Consider the following 23,280-nt stretch of genomic DNA (forward strand, 5'->3'; position numbering starts at 1 on the left):
AGCTTTGCTGAGTACAAAAAACCACCGGGGAACGGAAAACATCCATGTCGGGTGTGGTGGCCAAAGTCGATCCCGTAAAAACCCGTATTGACTGAGCATTACCCCTGGTCGACCATACCGGGCTCCCCGCACCAGCCCAAGGTGAGCTATTCAAGATGCACGAAAGCATAATGGAGCAGTTATGGCAGACTTCCCACCTGCAGGGTGGTAATCTCGCCTATGTTGAACAGCTTTTTGAAACCTACCTGACAGACCCCAATGCCGTTCCTGAAGAGTGGCGGAGCTATTTCGACAAGCTTCCCAGTGTCGATGGCTATCAGGGCCGAGACATCGCCCACTCTTCCATTCGCGAGCAGTTCGAACACATCTCCCGCAATCAGCGTTTTCTCGCCAGCGGCGGCGTTCCCGCCAGCGCTACGTCCGACGCAGACAAAAAGCAGATCCGTGTTCTCCAGTTGATCAACGCATTCCGTTTCCGTGGCCACCAGGAAGCAAAACTGGATCCGCTCGGCGTATGGCAGCGACCTCAGGTAGAAGATCTGGATCCGGCGTTCCACGAACTTTCGGATTCCGACAGCGACCTGGAATTCCAGACCGGTTCCCTGAATCTTGGCGCCGAGACCATGAAGCTCGGAGATATCGTCAAGGGGCTGCGTCAGACTTACTGCGGGAGCATCGGTGCCGAATACATGCACGTCGTCGATACCCGTATCAAGCGCTGGTTCCAGCAACGTATGGAGCCGGTTCGCTCGCAGCCGGAGTACGAGGCGAAAACCCGCAAGCACATTCTTGAACGCCTGACCGCCGCCGAGGGTCTGGAGAAGTATCTGGGGTCCCGTTACCCGGGTGTCAAGCGTTTTGGTCTTGAAGGCGGCGAGAGCCTGATTCCCTGCCTGGACGAACTGATCCAGCGCGCCGGCTCTTACGGCGCCAAGGAGATCGTTCTCGGCATGGCTCACCGTGGCCGCCTGAATGTTCTGGTCAACACCCTCGGGAAGAACCCGAAAGAACTGTTCGACGAGTTCGAAGGCAAGAAACTGGCCGCCTCTGGTTCCGGTGACGTCAAATACCATCAGGGTTTCTCGTCCAACGTTATGACCCCGGGCGGTGAGGTTCACCTGGCCATGGCCTTCAACCCATCGCACCTGGAAATTGTATCTCCGGTGGTCGAGGGTTCTGTTCGTGCTCGCCAGACCCGTCGCAATGATAACGACGGCACCCAGGTGGTCCCGATTATTATGCACGGTGATGCGGCGTTTGCCGGCCAGGGCGTGGTAATGGAAACCTTCCAGATGTCCCAGACCCGCGGTTTCGGGGTTGGTGGCACCATTCATATCGTCATCAACAACCAGGTTGGCTTTACCACCAGCAAGCAGGAAGACGCACGGTCTACTGAATACTGTACCGACGTTGCCAAGATGATTCAGGCGCCGATCCTGCATGTGAATGCGGATGACCCTGAAGCGGTCATGTTCGTTACCCAGATGGCCATGGACTACCGCAACGAGTTCAAGAACGATGTGGTCATCGATCTGGTGTGCTACCGCCGCCGCGGCCATAACGAGGCGGATGAGCCGGCAGCCACCCAGCCGGTGATGTACGAGAAGATCCGTAAGCTGAAAACGACCCGCAATCTGTACGCTGACCAACTGATCGCAGCCGGCGTGATCAGCGAGGACGAAGGCAAGCAGATGGAGAATGATTACCGTGACGCGCTGGATAACGGTGAACACGTGGTCAAATCCCTGGTCAAGGAACCTAATAAAGCGCTTTATGTCGACTGGACGCCTTACCTGGGTCATGAGTGGACTGCCAAGTGCAAATCCAGTGTCGCCCTCAAGACGATCCAGAAGCTGGGCAAGAAGCTGACCTCGGTCCCCGAGGGATTCAGCATCCAGCGTCAGGTGTCCAAGATTGTTTCAGATCGCGAGAAGATGACGGCAGGTGCCCTGCCGATCAACTGGGGTTATGGCGAGGTTATGGCCTATGCGACCCTGCTGAACGAGGGCCATCCGATTCGTCTGACCGGCCAGGATATTGGCCGGGGCACTTTCTCCCACCGTCATGCGGTTCTTCACAACCAGAAAGATGGCTCTACCCACATTGCTCTGGCAGAACTGGCCGAAGACCAGCCAAAGTTTGAAATCTACGACTCGCTGCTTTCGGAAGAAGCCGTGATGGCGTTTGAGTACGGTTATTCAACTACGGCGCCAGACGGTCTTGTGGTCTGGGAGGCGCAGTTCGGCGACTTCGCCAATGGCGCTCAGGTGGTCATTGATCAGTTCCTGACCAGTGGTGAACACAAGTGGGGGCGCCTCTGTGGTCTGACTCTCCTGCTGCCGCATGGTTACGAAGGGCAGGGGCCAGAGCATAGTTCTGCGCGTCTTGAGCGGTTCCTGCAACTTTCTGCCGAGCACAACATTCAGGTGTGCGTGCCGACCACACCGTCGCAGGTGTTCCATATGCTTCGCCGCCAGGTCAAACGCCCGCTGCGCAAGCCTTTGGTTGCGATTACGCCGAAAAGCCTGCTGCGTCACAAGGAGGCCACCTCCGACCTGGACGACCTGACCTCCGGAACCTTCCAGACGGTGCTGCCCGAGAAAGAGCCGTCTGATCCAAAGAAGGTGACGCGCCTGATCATGTGCAGTGGCAAGGTGTACTTCGATCTTCTGGAAAGAAAGAAAGCCGACGAGCGTGAGGATGTCGCTATCGTCCGTATCGAACAGCTATACCCGTTCCCGGCGGACGACCTTGATGAGCTTCTGAGCAAATACAGCAAGCTCAAGCACGTAGTCTGGTGTCAGGAAGAGCCGATGAACCAGGGTGCCTGGTACTGCAGCCAGCATCATATGCGTAACGCGCTGCACCGCCTGAACCCGAAGCTGTACCTTCAATATGCCGGTCGTGACGCTTCGGCTGCTCCCGCTTGTGGCCACATGTCGGCCCACATTGAAGAGCAGAAGAAACTGGTTAACGACGCGTTTGAAATTTGACGAGCTACCGAACTAAGGATCTGTAATGTCAACTGAGATTAAAGCCCCCGTTTTCCCGGAGTCGGTCGCCGAGGGTACCGTCGCGACCTGGCACAAACAGCCGGGTGAAGCCTGTGCACGTGATGAGCTGATTGTCGACATCGAAACGGACAAGGTTGTCCTTGAGGTGGTTGCGCCGGCGGATGGCGTGATTGAAGAAGTTCTCAAGAATGAAGGCGATACGGTCGAGAGCGGAGAAATCATCGGCCGGTTCAAGGAAGGCGCAGCGGGCGAGTCCAAGCCTGCGGAAGGCAAAAAGGATGAGAGCAAAAGCGAGGCTCCGACGGAAGAGGGCAAGAGCGAAGCGGCTTCCGGTGATGCCATCCTGAGCCCGGCAGCCCGCAAGCTTGCGGAAGAGAACAATGTGGATCCGAACGCGATCAAGGGCACCGGCAAAGATGGCCGTGTCACCAAGGAAGACGTTCAGAATCACGTGGAAAACGCTAAGTCCTCCGGCGCTTCTGCTGCGCCCAAGCCGGCTGCCGGCATGCCGGAAGTGAACGTGTCCGCTGGTGAGCGCCCGGAGAAGCGCGTCCCGATGACCCGCCTGCGTGCCAGCATCGCCAAGCGTCTGGTCAATGCGCAGCAGAGCGCAGCCATGCTGACAACCTTCAACGAAGTCAACATGGCGCCGATCATGGAGCTGCGCAAGCAGTACCAGGAAAGCTTTGTGAAGCGTCACGGGATCAAGCTCGGCTTCATGTCCTTCTTTACCAAGGCGGCGACCGAAGCCCTGAAGCGATTCCCCGCGGTGAACGCCTCCATCGACGGTAACGATATGGTTTACCATGGTTACCAGGACATCGGTGTGGCGGTATCCACCGATCGTGGTCTGGTGGTTCCGGTGCTGCGTGATTCCGATGCCATGGGGCTGGCGGACATCGAGAAGAAGATTGTCGAGTACGGCACCAAGGCGAAAGAGGGCAAACTCGCCATCGAGGACATGACCGGCGGCACCTTCACCATCACCAACGGTGGTATCTTCGGCTCGCTGATTTCCACGCCCATCCTGAACCCGCCACAGACCGCGATCCTGGGTATGCACAAGATCCAGGAGCGCCCGATGGCGGTGAACGGCAAGGTGGAAATCCAGCCTATGATGTATCTGGCGCTCTCTTACGACCACCGCATGATCGATGGCAAGGAAGCAGTGCAGTTCCTTGTTGCGATTAAGGAAATGCTTGAAGACCCGGCACGTATTCTGCTGGACGTCTGAGCCGACACTAAACGAATCGGAAAACGGGATTAATTATGTCTGATAAGTACGACGTCATTGTCATTGGTGCAGGCCCCGGGGGCTACGTGGCCGCCATCAAAGCGGCTCAGCTCGGTCTCAAGACCGCGTGTGTTGAGTCCTGGACCGCGGAAGACGGCAAGGCACAGGTGCTCGGCGGAACCTGCCTGAACGTTGGCTGTATTCCGTCCAAGGCACTGCTGGAAATTTCTCACAAGTTCGAGGAAACCTCGCACGATTACGAGATGCAGGGCATCATCGCCAAGGATGTCAAAATGGACATCGGCAAGATGATGGAGCGCAAGAGCGGCATCGTTAAGCAGCTGACCGGCGGTATTGCAGGCCTGTTCAAGTCCAATGGTGTTACCTCCATCCACGGTCACGGCAAGCTGCTGGCGAACCGCAAGGTGGAAGTCACCGACAAGGACGGCAAGACCAAGACCTACGAGGCGGAAAATGTGATTCTGGCCACCGGCTCCAAGCCGATCCAGATCCCGCCCGCTCCGTTTGATGGCGACTACATCGTCGATTCCGAGGGTGCGCTGGAATTCAGCGACGTGCCTAAGCGTCTTGGCGTTATCGGCGCCGGTGTTATCGGCCTTGAGCTCGGCAGTGTGTGGGCCCGCCTGGGAGCTGAGGTAACTGTGCTGGAAGCTCAGGACACCTTCCTGCCCATGGTTGACCAGCAGGTTGCCAAGGATGCCCTGAAGCAGTTCCAAAAGCAGGGTCTGAATATTGTCATGGGTGCACGCATGACGGGCGCAGAAGTGAAGCGCAAGCTGGTGAACGTGACCTATGAGGATTCCAAGGGCAAGCATGAGGCCAAATTCGACAAGCTGATTGTTGCCGTTGGTCGCCGCCCCTACACCGACAACCTGCTGTCTGAGGATGCCGGTGTCCAGATGGACGAGCGTGGATTCATCTTTGTGGACGACAACTGCAAGACCGAGGCGCCGGGCGTATGGGCGATTGGTGATGTGGTTCGTGGCCCCATGCTCGCTCACAAGGCCTCGGAAGAAGGCATCATGGTTGCCGAGCGTATCGCCGGGCACAAGCCCCAGGTGAATTACGACTGTATCCCGAACGTTATCTACACCTCGCCGGAAGTTGCCTGGGTCGGCAAGTCCGAGGAGCAGCTCAAGGCGGAAGGTGAAGAATACAACGTGGGTACCTTCCCGTTTGCTGCCAATGGCCGTGCCATGGCCGCAAACTCGGCATCCGGTCTGGTCAAGATTATTGCTGATGCGAAAACCGACCGTATCGTCGGGTTCCATGTAGTAGGTCCCCAGGCCTCTGAAATCGTTGCCCAGGGCGTGATTGCCATGGAATTCGGTTCCAGCGCCGAAGACCTGGCCCTGACCTGCTTTGCACACCCGACTCTGTCAGAGTCCGTGCATGAGGCAGCTCTGGCCGTCGGCGGTGGCGCGATTCACATTGCGAACCGCCGCAAGAAGAAGTAACGCAAACCAGGAATTTTTTAATTCGGGACATTGACTATGAATTTGCATGAATATCAGGGCAAACAGCTTTTCGCTGAATATGGCCTGCCAGTTTCCAAGGGCATTGCCTGTGATACTCCGAAGGAAGCGGTCGACGCTGCCGGAGAGATCGGCGGCGACGCATGGGTCGTCAAGGCACAGGTACACGCAGGTGGCCGTGGTAAGGCCGGCGGTGTAAAGCTGGTCAAGAGCAAAGACGAGATCCGTGAATTCGCCGAGAAGTGGCTTGGCAAGAACCTGGTTACCTATCAGACAGACGAGAACGGCCAGCCGGTCAGCAAGATTCTGGTTGAATCCCTCACCGACATTGACCAGGAGTTGTACCTGGGCGCCGTTGTTGACCGTGGTACCCGCCGTATCGTATTCATGGCCTCCACCGAAGGCGGTGTTGAGATCGAGAAGGTTGCCGAGGAAACGCCCGAGAAGATCCTGAAAGCGGAAATCGATCCGCTGGTCGGCGCGCAGCCGTACCAGGGTCGCGAGCTGGCGTTCAAGCTGGGCCTTGAAGGCAAGCAGATCGGACAGTTCACCAAGATCTTCCTGGGCCTTGCCAAGCTGTTTGAAGAGTGCGATCTGGCGCTGGTTGAAATCAACCCGCTGGTCATCACTCCGGCCGGCGACCTGCACTGCCTGGACGCCAAGATTGGTGTTGACGGCAACGCCCTGTACCGCCAGAAGAAAATCCACGAGATGCACGATCCTTCCCAGGAAGATTCCCGGGAAGCGGAAGCGGCACGGTGGGAGCTCAACTACGTTGCCCTGGAAGGCAACATCGGCTGTATGGTTAACGGCGCTGGTCTGGCCATGGGTACCATGGACATCATCAAGCTGTCCGGCGGCCAGCCGGCCAACTTCCTGGACGTTGGCGGCGGTGCTACCAAAGAGCGGGTTTCCGAGGCGTTCAAGATCATCCTGTCTGATTCCAACGTCAAGGCGGTTCTGGTTAACATCTTCGGTGGTATCGTTCGCTGCGACATGATTGCAGAAGGCATCATCGGTGCCGTAAAGGAAGTGGGCGTGAAGGTTCCTGTGGTTGTTCGCCTTGAGGGCAACAATGCCGAGAAGGGTACTCAGGTACTCGCCGACAGCGGCCTGAACATCATTGCCGCCACCAGTCTGTCGAATGCGGCAGAGCAAGTCGTTAAAGCCGCAGGGGGTAAATAATGAGCATCCTGATCAACAAAGACACCAAGGTTATCTGTCAGGGCTTTACCGGCGCGCAGGGTACCTTCCACTCAGAGCAGGCGATTGACTACGGTACCAAGATGGTTGGCGGCGTAAGCCCCGGCAAGGGCGGCACCGAGCATCTGGGCCTGCCGGTGTTCAACACCGTACGTGAGGCGGTCGAAAAAACCGGTGCAGAAGCCACCGTTATCTACGTTCCGGCACCGTTCTGTAAAGACGCCATCATCGAAGCGGCGGATGCCGGTATTCAGCTGATCGTTTGCATCACTGAAGGCATTCCGACCATCGATATGCTGTATGCCAAAGAATACGTCGATCGCAAAGGCGTTCGCATGATCGGCCCGAACTGCCCGGGTGTGATCACTCCGGACGAGTGCAAGATCGGCATCATGCCAGGCCACATCCACAAGAAGGGCAAGGTGGGCATCGTGTCCCGTTCAGGCACCCTGACTTACGAAGCGGTCAAGCAGACCACAGACTTCGGTTACGGTCAGTCTACCTGTATCGGTATCGGTGGCGACCCGATCCCGGGTTCCAACTTCATCGACATCCTGGCCCTGCTTCAGGAAGACCCTGAAACCGAAGCCATTGTGATGATCGGCGAGATCGGCGGTACCGCCGAGGAAGAAGCCGCGGCCTACATCAAGCAGAACGTCACCAAGCCGGTGGTTTCGTACATCGCAGGCGTGACTGCGCCCCCGGGAAAGCGTATGGGCCATGCTGGCGCCATCATTTCCGGTGGTAAGGGTACGGCAGACGAGAAGTTTGCCGCCCTGGAAGATGCCGGTGTGCGGACTGTTCGCAGTCTTGCGGAGATCGGCCAGGCGCTGAAGGAAGTTACTGGCTGGTAAGTCGGACTTCTTTCGATAAACCCCCGTTTCTGCCCTGCAGAACGGGGGTTTTTTATTTATAATGCCGGGTCGCCTGAATTATGATGGCGCTTCCAATACCAATTAAGGAGTTCGTGCTTTGAGTTCTGTAGATTCCCAGCAACGGGTATTGTCCGGTATGCGTCCGACCGGCAAGCTTCACCTTGGCCACTACCACGGTGTGCTGAAAAACTGGGTGAAACTCCAGCACGAATTCGAGTGCTTCTTCTTCGTGGCAGACTGGCATGCGTTGACCACCAACTACGACGATCCCTCGGGCATCGAGCAGAGCGTCTGGGACATGGTCATTGACTGGCTGGCAGCGGGTGTGAACCCCGGGTCATCCACCATGTTCATCCAGTCCCAGGTGCCCGAGCATGCGGAATTGCACCTGCTGCTTTCAATGATTACACCACTCGGCTGGCTGGAACGTATCCCCACGTTCAAAGACCAGCAGGAGAAGCTGCGGGAAAAAGACCTGGCGACGTACGGCTTCCTCGGTTATCCGCTGCTGCAGAGCGCCGATATTCTGGTCTACCGGGCCGGCAAGGTGCCAGTTGGCGCCGACCAGGTGTCCCATGTCGAGATTACCCGGGAGATTGCCCGCCGCTTTAACCATCTCTACGGCCGTGAGCCGGGGTTTGAGGAGCAGGCGGAAGGCGCCATCGTGAAGATGGGCAAGAAAAACGCCAAGCTGTATCGGACCCTGAAGAAGCGCTATCAGGAAGAGGGCGATATGGAAGCCCTGGAAACGGCCCGGGCCCTGCTGAAAGAGCAGCAGAATATTTCCCTGGGCGACCGTGAGCGGCTGTACGGCTACATTGAGGGAGGTGGCAAGGTGATCCTGCCCGAACCCCAGCCGCTGCTCACTCCGGAGTCCAAGTTGCCGGGGCTGGATGGTCAGAAAATGTCCAAGTCCTACAACAACTACATTGGCCTGCGGGAAGAGCCCGACAGTGTGGCCCAGAAAATCCGTACCATGCAGACCGATCCTCAGCGGGTGCGCAGGACCGATCCCGGGGAGCCCGAGAAATGCCCGGTCTGGGGTATGCACAAGATCTATTCCGACGCCGACACCCAGGAATGGGTTCAGACTGGCTGCCGCAGCGCCGGCATCGGCTGTCTGGACTGCAAGAAACCGCTGATCGATGCCATCATAGAGGAACAGCGCCCCTTGCACGAACGGGCGCGGGAATATGAAGGCAACCCGGATCTGGTCCATTCCATCCTGCAGGAAGGCCGGGAACATGCCCGTGATGCGGCGCGGGATACCCTTGAAGAAGTTCGGGCCGCCATGGGGCTTCACTACCGCTGAATCAGATCAGGCCGGCGCTCAGGTGCTGCTCTGGCAGACCGGGCCGGGGAGGAAGGTTATGACGGAAGAATCCACGGGCGCGGTTGTTGCCGAAGGCGGGGAGTCCGCGCCAGAATCGTCGCCGCTTGCGCGGGTGTCCGGCAAGGCGGTGGTGGATCTTCCCAAGGACCTGTATATACCCCCGGATGCCCTGGCAGTGTTTCTGGAGGCATTCGAGGGCCCACTCGACCTCCTGCTTTATCTCATCCGGCGCCAGAATATGAACATTCTGGATATCGACGTCAGCGAGATTACCCGGCAGTACATGGATTACATCGGCGCTGTCGAAGCCATGCGCTTTGAACTTGCGGCGGAATACCTGGTGATGGCGGCCACCCTGGCAGAGATCAAGTCGAGGATGCTGCTGCCCAGGCAGGAAAGCGAAGATGAGGAAGACGTCGACCCGAGAGCAGAGCTGATCCGTCGTCTGCAGCAGTATGAGCGGTTCAAGCAGGCAGCGGAGGACATTGACGAAATGCCCCGCCTGGAGCGGGATACCTTCGCAGCCTCCGCAGCGTTACCCAAAATGCCTTCAAGCCAGCCCCATCCGGATGTGGATATGCGGGAGATGCTGCTGGCGCTTCAGGGCGTACTGAGGCGGGCCGATCTGTTTACCAGTCACCATGTCGAGCGGGAAAGACTTTCGACCCGTGAGCGGATGTCCGCCATCCTGTCTGTCCTTCAGGATGACCACTTCGTGACGTTCGAAAGCCTGTTTACCGTGGAAGAAGGGCGCCTCGGCGTAGTGGTTACGTTTCTCGCCACCCTGGAACTGGTGAAAGAGCAGTTGATTGAAGTGGTGCAGGCGGAAGTCCTTGGCCCGATTCACGTTCGGGCCCGGGCGGCAAGCTAGCAGCCCGGCGGTCACTGAAAGCGCGGAAATACGGATAGGCATCATGAATGAAGAACATCTGCTGAGAATCCAGGCCATTGCCGAGGCCGCACTGCTGGCGGCGGGCAAGCCCCTGTCTCTGGACCAGTTGCGGGAACTGTTCTCTGAGGAGGAGCGGCCGGCCCGTCAGGTTATGGAGCACGTCATGGTGCAACTGGAAAATGCCTGCGAGGGCCGGGGGTTCGAGCTGAAAAAGGTCGCCAGTGGTTACCGGATTCAGGTTCGCCAGGAATACGCGCCCTGGGTTGGCCGGTTGTTTGAGGAAAAGCCACAACGTTATTCCCGTGCCCTGCTGGAAACTCTCGCCCTGATCGCCTATCGGCAACCGATCACCCGGGGTGAGATCGAAGACATCCGGGGCGTTACGGTAAGCAGCAATATCATTCGTACGCTGCTTGAGCGAGAGTGGGTGCGGGTTGTTGGTCATCGTGATGTTCCCGGCCGGCCGGCCATGTACGCGACGACCAAGCAGTTTCTGGATTATTTCAACCTGACGGGCCTGGATCAGATGCCTCCGCTGTCGGAAGTCCGGGATCTCGAGGAAATTGGCCGGGAAATTGAAAAGAACATGCAGGCGGAGATCGAATTTGAATCACCCGCCGCGGAGACCGAAGACGAATCTCCGGGCCAGACACTTCACTGATACCATCCGGGTATCAGTCAAAGACTAAGGATTGATTTCATGGCGGCAGAGCGCCCCGAAAAACCAGCCAGACCCACAAAAGACCGGGCCCGGGCGGCGAAAGCCCCGGCCAGGCTTGCGGCGAAGGTTACCCACGATGGCCCCGAGCGCATCCAGAAAATGCTGGCCCGGGCGGGCGTCGGTTCACGCCGGGAGATTGAGGGCTGGATGGAAGCCGGCCGGCTTACGGTAAACGGCCTGGCCGTTACCCCGGGCCAGAAGGCCACGGTGGAAGACCGGTTTGAACTGGACGGCAAGCGCCTTGAGGTTTCCGGGGCGTCCGAAGTGCTGCGCCGGGTGCTGATCTACAACAAGCCCGAGGGTGAAGTAAATACCCGCAAGGATCCGGAGGGCAGGCCGACGGTTTTTGATCGCTTGCCACGGCTAAAGGAGCACCGCTGGATTTCCATTGGCCGGCTCGATATCAACACCACCGGTCTGGTGCTTTTCACCACCGACGGCGAGCTGGCCAACCGGCTGATGCATCCGTCCAACCAGATTGACCGTGAATATGCGGTGCGTATCTTCGGGGAAGTGGACGACGCCATGATCGAGCGCCTGCTGCAGGGCGTGCTACTTGAAGATGGTATGGCAAAGTTTACCGACCTTTCCCCCGCCGGTGGCAGTGGCATGAACCGCTGGTTCCACGTCACCTTGCTGGAGGGGCGTAACCGGGAGGTTCGGCGACTCTGGGAATCCCAGGGCGTTCGGGTCAGCCGCCTGAAGCGGGTCCGGTATGGGCCGGTTTTCCTGCCCAGCCGCCTGACTGTGGGCAAGTGGGAGGAACTTGATCAGAAAGCCGTGGACAGCCTCAGCCGGAGTGTCGGCCTCGATAGCGTTGATATTCCCCAGAAAACCCCGGATGAGAAGGCGAGCCATGACCGTCAGCGCCGGAAAAGCCCGGGCCGGTCCGGCAAGAAGACGCCGGGCAACAAATGGGCGGTCAGCGATACCAGGCCTGCGCGGGTCGATTCCCGTGCTTCGAAGGCCGATCGGCCGGGCCGCAAAACGTCCCGAAGCTGAACGTCAGGAAATCGTCGCGAACACCCGGGTGCAGTTACGGCCCTGGTGTTTGGCGCGGTAGAGGGCTTCATCGGCCCGTGCCAGCCATTCCTGGGCGGTCTCTTTCGGCAGGAAGGTGGCTACCCCGCAGCTCGTCGTGACCCGAAGCTCTTTGCTACCGGCATCAACCTGGATCGCCATAATGGCCTCGCGAATCCGCTCGGCTACCTCCCTCGCATCCTGCTCGCCGGTAAGGGGCAGCAGAATGGCAAACTCCTCGCCGCCGAACCGGTAGACGCTGTCTGAGGTCCGCACTGCCTTCTCAAGCTCAGCCGCCGCGATCTGCAGGAGGTGGTCGCCGACTACATGCCCGTGGGTATCGTTAACCGTCTTGAAATGGTCCAGGTCGCACAGGATGAGGGAGTAGGGCTGGCCATGGCGCTCGGATAACTGGCTGGCACGCTGCAGGTCGTCATCCATTGCCCGCTTGTTGGGTATGCCCGTCAGTGAATCCGTCAGTGAAGCCTGTTCAATGGCGATGAAACGGCAGGCATTGCGGATCGGACAGATGGCGGCACTGAGGATCATCTCGACGCCCTCGAGTTCCTGATCGGAGAACCGCTGCCGACGGTACAGGCTCAGAGTTCCGTAATTGGCACCCTCAAGGCCCAGCCGGTATTCGCACCGGTGGGGGCCGCCCATGCCGGTGGCATAGACGAAATCCTGCTTGCCGATCCGGTGGCGGTAATTGAGGGTATCGAACGGCACGACCGAGCCCAGCTCATCGGCCAGGATCGCCAACTGCTGTTCCAGCGAAAGCGTGGTGGACAGGCGTCGAGTCAGCCTGGTGAGCACATCCGGGGTGTTGTTCCAATCCTGGTGAGCCTGACGTAGCGCCGCCAATTTTTGGGGCTGGGAGGCAGACTTCTGGACTGACGGTATGTTCTTCACTACGGCTCACTCTGTCGCATAACTTTACAGTGTTGTGGTCAGGAATTAGCAGTAAGCATGCCGAAAAATAGAAATCCATGTAAAACATATAGTAACGGCATTGTTCAAGACTTTAGCTCAACGTTTGAGGCTTCTCGAACGGCCCTTCGTCAATATACCGGCAGTGATTTGCCGCTGGCTGACCAATGGCCCGGGAAAATGTCAGACAAGGGGATGGGGCGGCAGAATCCCTGTGGTAAACTTCTGCGCTTATGATCGTGCCGTCTGCAGAAGTGAGCGACTAACGTTATGAGGTTTCAGGCCCCGGAAAGTCTATCCGAACAAATTGCCCAGCATCTCGGGCAGCGGATTATCACGCGAGATCTCAGGCCCGGAGAGCGAATTCAGGAGCTGAAGGTCGCAGGCGATCTCAACGTCAGCCGGGGGTCCGTGCGTGAGGCGCTGCTTATTCTGGAACGGCGCCACCTGATCGAGATATTCCCGCGCCGGGGGGCGGTGGTCTCAAGCCTGACCCCGGACACCGTCAATGGCCTGTACGATATCTACATTGATCTGCTCTGCATGCTGGGCCGCAAGGTACTTGAGCGCTGGTCCGGCAGTGAGCTTGGCGGCGTGATGGGGCAGGTTCGTGAATTGCAGGCGGTGATTGATGCGCTCAACGCCACCAGTGCCGACGCTGCCGAGCAGGTGATTGATGCCGGTTTCGGGGTGATGCGCTATGCCTACGGTCTGGTCGAAAACCCTTTCCTTGAGGAAACCCTCGAAAACTTCCGGCCGGCGATCAGTCGAACCTATTTCGTCGCCCTCGACCACTTCCGGGACGAAATCGGCGAGACCGCGACGTTCTTCCGGCAACTGGCTGACGCCGCGATGAGTGACGATGCCGAGCGCTTGCAGGCCGTTATCCAGGCGTTCGGTGAGCATCAACGGCAACAGGTACTGACCATCCTCCGGCAGGAGGAGAACGCCTGACATGCGCCTGAAATCCATCAAGCTGTCCGGCTTCAAATCCTTTGTCGATCCGACGACAGTGCCATTCCCATCTAACATGACAGCCGTTGTCGGCCCCAACGGTTGTGGTAAATCGAACATTATCGATGCGGTACGCTGGGTGATGGGTGAAAGCTCGGCCAAGTACCTGCGCGGCGAGTCGATGACCGACGTTATCTTCAACGGTTCCAGCGCGCGCAAACCGGTGGGCCAGGCGTCCATTGAGCTGATATTCGATAACAGCGATGGCTCTGCGCCGGGGGAGTTTGTCCGGTTCAACGAGATTTCCGTTCGCCGCCGGGTGTCCCGGGAAGGCCAGTCGGAATATTTCCTGAACGGTTCCAAGTGCCGCCGCCGTGACATCACCGATCTGTTTCTCGGCACCGGTCTGGGGCCGCGCAGCTACGCCATCATCGAGCAGGGCATGATCTCCCGGCTGATTGAGGCAAAGCCCGAGGAACTTCGGATCTACATTGAAGAAGCCGCCGGCATCTCCAAGTACAAGGAGCGGCGCCGGGAGACGGAAAACCGGATTCGCCGGACCCAGGAAAACCTGGAACGGCTGACCGACCTGCGCGAAGAACTGGGGCGCCAGCTTCAGCATCTGGAACGCCAGGCTGCCGCCGCGGAGAAGTACAAGGCCTACAAGCACGAAGAGCGCCAGAAGAAAGCGGAGCTGACCGTGCTTCGCTGGCAAACCCTCGATAACGACCTGCAGGCCTGGCTGGGCAAGATCCGCGACACCGAGCTTGAACTGGAAAAGTATCTGACCGAAAGGGTCAGTCTGGAAACCTCACTGGAAGCTCTCCGGGACAGTCACCAGGACCGCACCGAGCACTTCAACCGCGCCCAGGCCCGCTATTACGAGGCTGGCGCCGATATTGCCCGTATTGAACAGAGCCTCGAACACCAGCGGGAACGCAGCCGGCAGATGGCGACTGAGCTTGATCAGGCCCTGGCGAATCAGCGGGAACTGGCCCGGGAGCTGGAGCAGGACGAAGAGAAGCTGGCCGGTATCCAGGAAGAGCTGGACATGCTGGAGCCGGAGCAGGAAGCGCTGGCTGTTCGTTCGGAGGAATCCGGCGAGAAGCTGCAGCAGGCTGAAGACGCCATGAGCGACTGGCAGCACAACTGGGAGGACTTCAGTGCCCGTTCCTCGGACGCGCGCCGCCAGGCTGAACTGGCCCAGTCAAGAATTCGCTCCCTGGAGGATGCCATCGAGCAACTTCTGACTCGCCAGCGCAAACTCCAGGACGAGCAGTCGTTGCTGGAAGGCCAGATGGATCGTGCCGAGCTGGAAGATCTGCTGGAGCGGCAGGAAACCCTGGAACTGCAACGGGAAGAGGCCGCCGAACGCATTGCCGCGATCCAGGATGAGCTCTATGAAGCCCGCCAGAATCAGCGCGAAGCCGAGCAGGCTGTGTCTGAGGAGCGCCAGCGGGTCCAGAGCCTGAGGGCTTCGCTGGAGTCCCAGCAGGCGTTACTGGATGAGCAGATGGGAGGGCAGGACGATGCCCTGCAAACCTGGCTTGCCGATAATACCCTGAACGATATGCCCCGTGTCGCCGGCCAGTTACAGATTGAGGATGGCTGGGAGTTCGCGGTGGAGCAGGTGATCGGCCGGTTCACCCAGGGGGTGTGCCTGCCTGATATCGACCAGCTCTCACCGGCCATGAAAGACGCGCCAAGGGGCCTGGCTCTGGTTTCTTCCGAAGCGGCCGGCAGCGGTGTGAGCGCAGGGCTGGCGGCAAAAGTCTCCGGGGTTCCGGCGGTTGCGGCGTTGCTTCATGGTATCGATGCTGCCGAGACGCTTTCGGATGCCATGGGCCTGCGCTCCGGCCTGCAGGCAGGACAGAGCGTGATTACGCCGGAAGGCGTCTGGGTTGCCCGTGACTGGGTGCTGATGCCGGATTCCGACGCCGGGCAGGTGGGTGTGATTGAACGACAGAAGAAGGTCACGGAGCTTGCCGCCCAACTGGCCGACGCTGAAGAAGCGCTGGAAGCCGCCAGCGAACGACTGGACGGCTTGCAGGAGCGTGCCGAACGGTCTGAATCAGCGCGGGATGAGGCCCAGACCCGATTGAGCGAGGCCGACCGCGAACTCAGTACGCTGTCGTCGCGGGTGAGTGGGCTGCGCGCCCGGGCTGAGCAGATTGATGCCCGGCTTCAGCGAATCCGGGAAGACATCTCCGATGTTGCCGGGAGTCTTGAGGGCCAGCAGGACAGTCTGCAGGAGGCCCGGGAAGAGTGGCAGCAGGCTCTGGCGGCCTCGGAAGACAGCGACGAAGAAAAAGAGCGTCTTCTCGAACACCGCGACAGCCTGCGGGAAAACCTCGACCAGCTTCGCCAGGAGGCCCGGCACGATCGCGACCACGCCCATCAGTTGCAGTTGCAGCTTCAGTCACTGAACAGCCAGCGGGATGGTCTGCGGCAGACCATCGACCGCATGCAGATGCAAAAGGAGCGCATTGACGAGCGCCTGGAAATACTGCGCGAATCCCGGGAGAGTGCCGAGGAGCCGATAGAAGATCTGCAAATGCAGCTCGAGGGGCTGCTCGACCGGCGCCTGGCGGAAGAAGAAAAGCTCGGTGCCGCCCGTGATGCGCTGGAGGAGATTGACCGGGAAGTGCGGGAGAAAGAGCAGGGCCGGAGTGGTACCGAGCACCGAATCCAGGATGTCCGGGCTCGCCTCGAGGCGCTGAAAATGGAATCCCAGGCGCTGGAGATCCGCTCCGGTAACCATATCGACCAGCTCAGGGAGCTGGATGTGAAGCTGCAGGACATCCTGCCCCAGCTACCGGAGGGTGCCAACGAGAAAGAATGGGCGGAGGAGCTTGAGAGGATTGGCAACCGGATTCAGCGCCTCGGTGCCATCAACCTGGCGGCCATCGAGGAGTACCAGGTCCAGAGCGAGCGCAAAACCTATCTGGATTCCCAACACGAAGACCTGATGGAGGCCCTGGAAACCCTGGATAATGCCATCCGCAAGATCGACCGGGAGACCCGCCAGCGCTTCAAGGAAACCTTTGACCAGGTTAACGGCGGCCTCCAGGCCCTGTTCCCGAAGGTCTTTGGCGGCGGTAACGCCTATCTGGAGCTGACCGGGGAGGATCTGCTTGAAACCGGCGTGGCGATCATGGCACGGCCACCGGGCAAAAAGAACAGCACAATCCACCTGCTGTCCGGCGGCGAAAAGGCACTGACGGCCATCGCCCTTGTGTTCTCGATTTTCCAGCTCAATCCGGCGCCCTTCTGTATGCTGGACGAAGTCGACGCCCCGCTGGACGATGCCAACGTGGGCCGCTATGCGAATATGGTCAAAGAAATGTCGAAACAGGTCCAGTTCATCTACATTACTCATAACAAGATTGCCATGGAGATGGCTGACCAGCTGATGGGGGTGACCATGCATGAACCTGGTTGTTCACGGCTGGTCTCGGTCGACGTGGACGAAGCCGCAGCGCTTGCGGAAGCCTGAGGCTGCGCGCTGGCGATTAAGCAGGCAACCATGACAAAAACGCCATCTGGCCCGGGTGTGCGTTGTATTCATTACGGGCTTTTCTTAGAGTAGCAACGTTACGGGATCTGCCAACAGGACAGCAGCACTATGTCACTTAGGGAATGGTTAATTGCCATCGGTACCCTGGTTATCATCGGCATTATTATTGATGGCGTCCGCCGGGTCAGGCGCGCTCGCAAGGAATCCATGGAGATTTCGTCGGGCATGGGCGCGGACGACCTTGAGGATTCGCCGCTCGATGATGAATTTAATCCGGAGTTGCCAAATGGCGGCGCACGAAGCATTTCCCGGGATACCCTCGAAGAGCGTGGCTATGTGAAACGGGAAAAGTCCAGCCGGTTCGGCTTTCCCAAGCCCAAGCCAACCCGCCCGGTAATCGCCGATCGAACCGCATCCGTGCCGGGCGAGCAACAGCAGTCAGAGGAAGAATCGTTCGAGGCAGACCCGGATTACGGGATGTCCAGTCACGAGCCTTTCGAGGACGAGCCGGATTCGGGCTGGAGTGCCACCGACGATGCCGATCCGGTGCCGCCGACCGTCACCACGGAAGTGGAAGAAGACACGGCGCGACGCGAACCACCCCGTCCGAACAATGGTCAGCCTTTGGCGGGAGCCAATCGACCCGAGGCCAGGGAAGTGGTTGTCATCAACGTGCTCGCCCGAAAAGACGAGGATTTCCAGGGAACGGCTCTGAAAAAACTGTTCGAGGCCTGCGGCCTGGAGCATGGTGATATGGACATTTACCACCGCCATGAGCAGTCAGACACCACCAGCCCCGTGCAGTTCAGCGTTGCCAATGCCGTTGAGCCCGGCACCTTCAAGCCGGGTGACATGCCGAGACTGACAACCCCGGGGATCAGCTTCTTCATGAGCATGCCGGGGCCATCCAATGCGCTGCAGGCGTTTGATTTCATGCTGGAAACCGCCCAGTGTGTGGTTCGGAACCTCGGCGGCGAACTGAAGGATGAGCGCCGGAGCGTGATGACTCCGCAGACCATCGAGCACTGCCGCCAGCGGATCCGGGAGTTTGAGCGCAAGCAACGTTCCCAGCGGAGCTGAATCCTGGCGGAAAAGACTGAATGATGCCCGGTTCGTTCCGGGCATTTTTTTGACAGATGAGAGTGCCAGTCCATGAGCAAAGCCACGCCCGACATCATCCAGCGTGTAGAAGAACTCCGTTCGGTCATTGATGACCACAACTACCACTATTACGTGCTGGACGATCCACGCATTCCCGATGCCGAGTACGATCGTCTGTTCCGGGAGTTGCAGAAAATCGAAGCGGATTATCCGGAGCTGGCCTCGGACAATTCCCCCACCCGGCGGGTGGGCAGCAGCGCTGAAACCAGTTTTGAGGAAGTGGTCCACCGGTTGCCCATGCTGTCGCTGGATAATGCGTTCAGTGAGGAGGAACTTCGGGATTTTGACCGGCGGGTGCGGGATCGGCTGGGTGTCAGCGAGGACGTGGAATACGTCTGCGAGCCCAAGCTGGACGGGCTGGCTGTCAGTCTGCATTACGAGAACGGGGCGCTCACCACCGCCGCGACCCGTGGTGATGGTTATTCAGGGGAGGACATCACCGCCAACATCCGGACCATACCTTCGGTTCCGCTCAGGCTGCGTGGTGAGGACGTACCGGATCTGGTCGAGGTGCGCGGTGAAGTGTACATGCCCCGGGAAGGATTCGAGCAATTGAATCGCCGGTTGGCCGAGCGCGGAGAGAAAACCTTTGTAAATCCCCGGAATGCCGCCGCGGGCAGCCTCAGGCAGAAAAAATCGACGGTCACCGCCAAACGGCCCCTGGAAATGTGTGCCTACAGTGTCGCGGTTACCGACGAGAGCCTGCTGCCGGACACCCAGTGGGATGGCCTGCAACGGGTCCGCGGCTGGGGTTTCCGGATTAACCCCGAGATGCGCAAGGCTGTGGGAGTGGACGAGTGTCTTGAGGCCTACAACGAGCTGATGGCCAAGCGCGATGCCTTGCCCTACGAGATTGACGGGATTGTCTTCAAGGTTAATCGGCTGGACCAACAGAAGGCCCTGGGGTTTGTCTCCCGGGCACCGCGCTGGGCCATCGCCCACAAGTTTCCGGCGCAGGAAGAACTCACCGTTATCGAAGATGTGGAGTTCCAGGTCGGGCGCACCGGGGCAGTAACGCCGGTGGCCCGCCTGAAGCCGGTGTTTGTTGGCGGAGTTACGGTGAGCAACGCCACCCTGCACAACATGGATGAAATCCGTCGCCTCGATGTTCATATCGGAGATACCGTGTTTATCCGCCGGGCCGGGGATGTCATACCCCAGGTGGTGAAGGTCGTTGCGGAAAAACGGCCGGCAAACGCCCGGCAGGTCGAGTTGCCGGCAACCTGTCCGGTCTGTGACTCAGACGTTATCCAAATTGAAGGCGAGGCCGTTGCCCGTTGCTCCGGCGGCCTGTTCTGCCCGGCCCAGCGCAAGGAGGCTATCCGGCACTATGCCTCCCGAAAGGCGCTGGATATTGAGGGCCTGGGAGACAAGTGGATCGATATTCTGGTCGATGAAGGCATGGTCAAGACCGTTGCTGACCTTTACCACCTGGCCACCACGGATCTGACGCGGCTGGAACGGATGGGGGAGAAGTCCGCCTCCAACCTGGTGTCGGCCATTGATCGGGCCAGACATCCTGTGCTCTGGCGATTCCTCTACGCACTCGGGATCCGGGAAGTCGGGGAAGCCACCGCGAAGGCCCTGGCCTCCCATTTCGGAACCCTCGAGGCCATCGCTGCCGCAGACGAAGAAACGCTTCAGACGGTGCCCGATGTCGGCCCTATCGTGGCGGGACACATCCGGAGTTTCTTCGAACAGAGCCACAACCGGGAGACCCTGGAGGCTCTCGGAAACGCCGGCGTAGAATGGCAGGAGGAAGAAGTAAAGCAGGGCGACCAGCCCCTGAAGGGGCAGACCTGGGTACTCACGGGAACCCTGGCGGAGATGACCCGGGATGAGGCCAAGGAAAAACTGGAGGCTCTCGGTGCCAAGGTCGCCGGTAGCGTTTCCAGAAAGACCGCCTGTGTGGTGGCGGGTGAAGCGGCCGGGTCCAAACTTGCCAAGGCGGAGCAACTGGACGTGTCCGTTCTGGATGAAGCGGGTCTGCTGGCTCTGTTCAGAGAACGTGGCCTGTTACCGGGCTGACGGAATCTGAGAACTCGCGCAGATCCCCTGCAGATTAAATTGGCTACCATGGCGTTGTTCTGTAACGGTGTGTAAATCGCCCGGTCTTCCCGGCGGGCGTCTCCACCATAACAACAACGATTTAAACGGATTTTTACATGGGCGCCGACCGCTACTCCCGCTTTTATCCCGTCTGCCGCTTTGTCATCCTTGGCCTGCTGTTTTCCGGGCTTGCTGCCTGTAAGACCGAGAAGGACGCCGACCAGCCTACCGTTCTGGGCGTTCCGCCGGAGACTGCCTATCTGGGTGTGGAGTATTCCTACAACTTCGGCGCCTACGGCGGGGAGGACATCCTTGATTACTCCCTCACGAACGCCCCTCCCTGGCTGGCCCTTGAAGACATCAGCAACAAGGCGCGGCAGGGCGTCATCATGCGTGGGGTACCGGGTTTGACGGGGGGTAACCGGGGTGAAGCAGACCTCGGCAAAACCAAAAACATTAACCTGGTAACAACCGATGGGCAGATGTCGGGCACCCAGCCGTTTGATATTGACGTCAAATACAACCTGATGTCCCTGGACGCCGAGGCCTTTACCGAAGGTGAAAGCCCGGAGATAACGGCCAGCAACCGGCAACACTGTGCCTTGCCGGATCTCGAGCCAGCGGGCGAGCACAGTTTTACCGTTAACCTGTATAACGATGATGGGTCTGTCTCCGGCACCAAGGCGCTGACGCTGCCGACCCGCCGGGTTTATGTGAGGGTGAATCTGGACAAGCCATCGGTAACCCGGGTTGCCGTCGCCTTTGAGCTCCAATCGGATTACGATGCGACCCGTTGTGATGCCAATGTCTCGGCTCCGCACCAGAATTGCGATTACAGCCGAGCCAATGCGGGCGATGCGATTCCGGGCAAGGACATTGTCGGGCTGGGCAGCGCCAGTCCTGCGCCGAAGGATGCCTCCGGAAACACGCTTGGCTACATCGAGTATGAACCGGATGACCGGGGCTTTTTTACCCGTGGCGTTATCACGCTCGAGCCTGGTATTACCGAGTGCTACCTTCCCCTGGAAGTTGTTGAAGACAGCTTCCCTGAATCTCCCGAAACGCTCAGATTGGCATTGACCGAAGTCCGTTCCGGCCTGGCCGGTCTCGGCGGTGGTAACGAAGGCGTGGATGTGAACCTCTCGATAGAGGATAACGAGCCCGTGCTGACCATTGAAACGGTCAAAGGCGGGTCGCGGGACACCCTGAATGTGGGTGACGTGCGGGAGTACGTGGCCAGACTGTCGGGGGAGCGTGACCGGACCATTTACGCCAAACTGACCCACACCGAAGACTCCACGGCCCGGCTTGGCAGCGAGTTTGTGATTGAGCGGCGGGAAAACAGCGCCTGGGTGGAAAACGACCAACTGGTGTTCCCGAACGGCACGGATGAGATCCGGTTCAGAATCCGCGTCCCTGCGGCGGGCTACTCGAACCCCGCGTTCAGCGACCGGTTCATACTGTTGGGCGTCAATCAGGATTTCCAGGCAGGGCGGGAGAATTACGCCCGGGGGGAAAGCGAAAACCTGATACGGGTCAGTCTCAATGAACTGACAACACCGCTGGTTCTTAATGCCAGCGCCCGCTTCGTGCCCACTGACATGGCCCTGGGCCATGAAGGGCGCCTGTTTGTGGCCGGCTATGACAGCCAGGACAATGACAGGGTGCTGGTAAGGATCTTCGACCAGCGCGGTGGCCTGCTACAGCAGGTGGATGTGTCTGCCGCCGGTGACAGCCTGGTGGCGCCGAGCCCCGTGATCAATGTCGTTCAGCGAAAAGTGACCCAGGGCAACGCCAAGGTCGACCGCTTCGAGTTTGTGGTTTCCTACAGTACCGATCAGCCGGTTGCCGGCACGACGGCTCGCGGGGCAGAGGACATGGTGACGTCGCTCTACTGGTTTGATGCGGCCAGCAACGGTGGCGAGTATGTGCCCACCTGGACCACCCGTACCGGCACCGCAGCAGGCGATAACGTTCGTTGGGCAGGCATCAATCGGGACACCGGCTATGTCTTGCTGGCGGGTGAAACCAACGGCGTTTTCGCGGGGCAGCAGGGGTCGGGTGGCCGCGACAGTTTTCTCCAGCGGATCGATACCGAGCTGGACGGCACCAGCCAACGGCCCGTGGAGGCCTGGACTCGTCAGGCCGGTTCCGCAGCCGACGACAATGTTGCCGGGGGCAGTCTCGAGTCGGTGGCTCCATTGCTGTTCGGCTCCGTCGCCGGCTCGGTGGAAGGTGAGCCGGTTCTCGGAGGTGTTGATGCGTTCTTCTACCAGGCATCCGGCGCGGATACGGTGCTGGATGTTTCCCAGGTTGGCACTGAAGGCGACGAGGCTATCTCCAACGGGCTGTTTTTTTCCGGCGCCCTGTGGCTGATGGGCAGCAGTAATGGAACCTACTCGGTTCTGGCACCGAAGGAGGAGGAGCCGGTTCTCGAACGGAATCCGTTAAACAGCACCGCCGGCTTCCTTCTGGGCTATTCCTCCACAGGCACACCGGTCAGAGCCTTCTCGCTCAACGACAATAACGATCAGGCGACCGAACAGCTTTCGGGTCTTGCCGGGTTTGACGGCGATCTCGTGGTTGCTGGCTCCACCAACGGCGATTTTGCCGGTACCGGTGTCGTTTCCGGCACAACCCAGGGGATTGTTGCCCGGGTATCCCTGGTTGCGGAAGCAGACAGCAACAGTGAAGACACCAGCTTTCAGAATAACTGGCGTTACCAACTGAATCAGGCAGACTCGGAAATCTTCGATCTGGCGAACTTCCGGGACGACGAAGTGGTTGCCCTGGCCCGGGTGGGCAGTAACTGGTCTGTGTTGTTGTTCAGCCCTGAGGGTGTGCTCCTTACTCCCTGAACTGATTTCGGGGATGGCAGGCG

15 protein-coding genes are annotated in these 23,280 nt (G+C 59.2%); 14 read left to right on the forward strand and 1 reads right to left on the reverse strand.

Annotation, left to right across the window (positions count from 1 at the left end; translation table 11 throughout):
- Positions 1-155 precede the first annotated feature (155 nt).
- The 9 genes from msub_RS02020 (at position 156) to rluB (ending at position 11,770) form a co-directional block, all read left to right on the forward strand.
- Positions 156-2,993 carry a 2-oxoglutarate dehydrogenase E1 component gene (locus msub_RS02020; protein WP_048494476.1) on the forward strand — a complete coding sequence of 946 codons (2,838 nt, stop codon included), beginning with the start codon at positions 156-158 and terminating at the stop codon, positions 2,991-2,993.
- Between the two features lie 25 nt (positions 2,994-3,018).
- A complete protein-coding gene (gene odhB / locus msub_RS02025) occupies positions 3,019-4,248 on the forward strand; it encodes a 2-oxoglutarate dehydrogenase complex dihydrolipoyllysine-residue succinyltransferase (protein WP_048494477.1) in 1,230 nt (409 codons plus the stop codon).
- A 35-nt stretch (positions 4,249-4,283) separates the two neighbouring features.
- Entirely contained in the window at positions 4,284-5,726 is a 1,443-nt protein-coding gene (gene lpdA / locus msub_RS02030; protein WP_048494478.1) for a dihydrolipoyl dehydrogenase, read from the forward strand.
- A gap of 36 nt (positions 5,727-5,762) precedes the next feature.
- Entirely contained in the window at positions 5,763-6,929 is a 1,167-nt protein-coding gene (gene sucC / locus msub_RS02035; protein WP_048494479.1) for an ADP-forming succinate--CoA ligase subunit beta, read from the forward strand.
- On the forward strand, positions 6,929-7,801 hold the full coding sequence (gene sucD, locus msub_RS02040) for a succinate--CoA ligase subunit alpha (protein ID WP_048494480.1): 873 nt from the start codon (positions 6,929-6,931) through the stop codon (positions 7,799-7,801). The genes sucC and sucD overlap by 1 nt, the downstream gene beginning before the upstream one ends.
- Before the next feature lie 118 nt (positions 7,802-7,919).
- Positions 7,920-9,134 (forward strand): tryptophan--tRNA ligase, encoded by a 1,215-nt coding sequence (locus msub_RS02045; protein ID WP_082146380.1) that lies wholly within the window; start codon positions 7,920-7,922, stop codon positions 9,132-9,134.
- 58 nt (positions 9,135-9,192) lie between these two features.
- A complete protein-coding gene (locus tag msub_RS02050; protein ID WP_048494482.1) occupies positions 9,193-10,026 on the forward strand; it encodes a segregation and condensation protein A in 834 nt (277 codons plus the stop codon).
- Positions 10,027-10,069: 43 nt separating this feature from the next.
- The gene (gene scpB / locus msub_RS02055; protein WP_048494483.1) at positions 10,070-10,708 is read left to right on the forward strand and encodes an SMC-Scp complex subunit ScpB; all 639 of its coding nucleotides are present in this window, start codon (positions 10,070-10,072) and stop codon (positions 10,706-10,708) included.
- A 39-nt stretch (positions 10,709-10,747) separates the two neighbouring features.
- A complete protein-coding gene (gene rluB / locus msub_RS02060) occupies positions 10,748-11,770 on the forward strand; it encodes a 23S rRNA pseudouridine(2605) synthase RluB (protein ID WP_048494484.1) in 1,023 nt (340 codons plus the stop codon).
- Between the two features lie 3 nt (positions 11,771-11,773).
- On the opposite strand, the gene msub_RS02065 is transcribed toward rluB, so the two are convergent.
- Positions 11,774-12,700 carry a GGDEF domain-containing protein gene (locus msub_RS02065; protein WP_048494485.1) on the reverse strand — a complete coding sequence of 309 codons (927 nt, stop codon included), beginning with the start codon at positions 12,698-12,700 and terminating at the stop codon, positions 11,774-11,776.
- A gap of 288 nt (positions 12,701-12,988) precedes the next feature.
- Between msub_RS02065 and msub_RS02070 the strand changes: the two genes are divergently transcribed.
- From msub_RS02070 to msub_RS02090, 5 genes are all read left to right on the forward strand, one after another.
- A complete protein-coding gene (locus msub_RS02070) occupies positions 12,989-13,672 on the forward strand; it encodes a GntR family transcriptional regulator (RefSeq protein WP_048494486.1) in 684 nt (227 codons plus the stop codon).
- Between the two features lies 1 nt (position 13,673).
- The gene (gene smc, locus msub_RS02075) at positions 13,674-17,168 is read left to right on the forward strand and encodes a chromosome segregation protein SMC (RefSeq protein WP_048494487.1); all 3,495 of its coding nucleotides are present in this window, start codon (positions 13,674-13,676) and stop codon (positions 17,166-17,168) included.
- A 129-nt stretch (positions 17,169-17,297) separates the two neighbouring features.
- Entirely contained in the window at positions 17,298-18,269 is a 972-nt protein-coding gene (gene zipA / locus msub_RS02080; RefSeq protein ID WP_048494488.1) for a cell division protein ZipA, read from the forward strand.
- A gap of 72 nt (positions 18,270-18,341) precedes the next feature.
- On the forward strand, positions 18,342-20,378 hold the full coding sequence (ligA, locus tag msub_RS02085; RefSeq protein ID WP_048494489.1) for an NAD-dependent DNA ligase LigA: 2,037 nt from the start codon (positions 18,342-18,344) through the stop codon (positions 20,376-20,378).
- Positions 20,379-20,515: 137 nt separating this feature from the next.
- Complete coding sequence (locus msub_RS02090; RefSeq protein ID WP_048494490.1) at positions 20,516-23,257, forward strand: hypothetical protein; 2,742 nt, start codon at positions 20,516-20,518, stop codon at positions 23,255-23,257.
- Positions 23,258-23,280 lie beyond the last annotated feature (23 nt).

The organism is Marinobacter subterrani (assembly GCF_001045555.1).
Taxonomy (GTDB): Bacteria; Pseudomonadota; Gammaproteobacteria; order Pseudomonadales; family Oleiphilaceae; genus Marinobacter; species Marinobacter subterrani.

What these genes read in the sequence shown, in the direction of transcription:
- ligA (WP_048494489.1), top strand. Translation starts at nt 18,342, where the DNA reads ATGAGCAAAGCCACGCCCGACATCATCCAGCGTGTAGAAGAACTCCGT.
- msub_RS02090 (WP_048494490.1), top strand. Translation starts at nt 20,516, where the DNA reads ATGGGCGCCGACCGCTACTCCCGCTTTTATCCCGTCTGCCGCTTTGTC.
- smc (WP_048494487.1), top strand. Translation starts at nt 13,674, where the DNA reads ATGCGCCTGAAATCCATCAAGCTGTCCGGCTTCAAATCCTTTGTCGAT.
- msub_RS02070 (WP_048494486.1), top strand. Translation starts at nt 12,989, where the DNA reads ATGAGGTTTCAGGCCCCGGAAAGTCTATCCGAACAAATTGCCCAGCAT.
- sucC (WP_048494479.1), top strand. Translation starts at nt 5,763, where the DNA reads ATGAATTTGCATGAATATCAGGGCAAACAGCTTTTCGCTGAATATGGC.
- scpB (WP_048494483.1), top strand. Translation starts at nt 10,070, where the DNA reads ATGAATGAAGAACATCTGCTGAGAATCCAGGCCATTGCCGAGGCCGCA.
- msub_RS02020 (WP_048494476.1), top strand. Translation starts at nt 156, where the DNA reads ATGCACGAAAGCATAATGGAGCAGTTATGGCAGACTTCCCACCTGCAG.
- rluB (WP_048494484.1), top strand. Translation starts at nt 10,748, where the DNA reads ATGGCGGCAGAGCGCCCCGAAAAACCAGCCAGACCCACAAAAGACCGG.
- lpdA (WP_048494478.1), top strand. Translation starts at nt 4,284, where the DNA reads ATGTCTGATAAGTACGACGTCATTGTCATTGGTGCAGGCCCCGGGGGC.
- sucD (WP_048494480.1), top strand. Translation starts at nt 6,929, where the DNA reads ATGAGCATCCTGATCAACAAAGACACCAAGGTTATCTGTCAGGGCTTT.
- odhB (WP_048494477.1), top strand. Translation starts at nt 3,019, where the DNA reads ATGTCAACTGAGATTAAAGCCCCCGTTTTCCCGGAGTCGGTCGCCGAG.
- msub_RS02050 (WP_048494482.1), top strand. Translation starts at nt 9,193, where the DNA reads ATGACGGAAGAATCCACGGGCGCGGTTGTTGCCGAAGGCGGGGAGTCC.
- zipA (WP_048494488.1), top strand. Translation starts at nt 17,298, where the DNA reads ATGTCACTTAGGGAATGGTTAATTGCCATCGGTACCCTGGTTATCATC.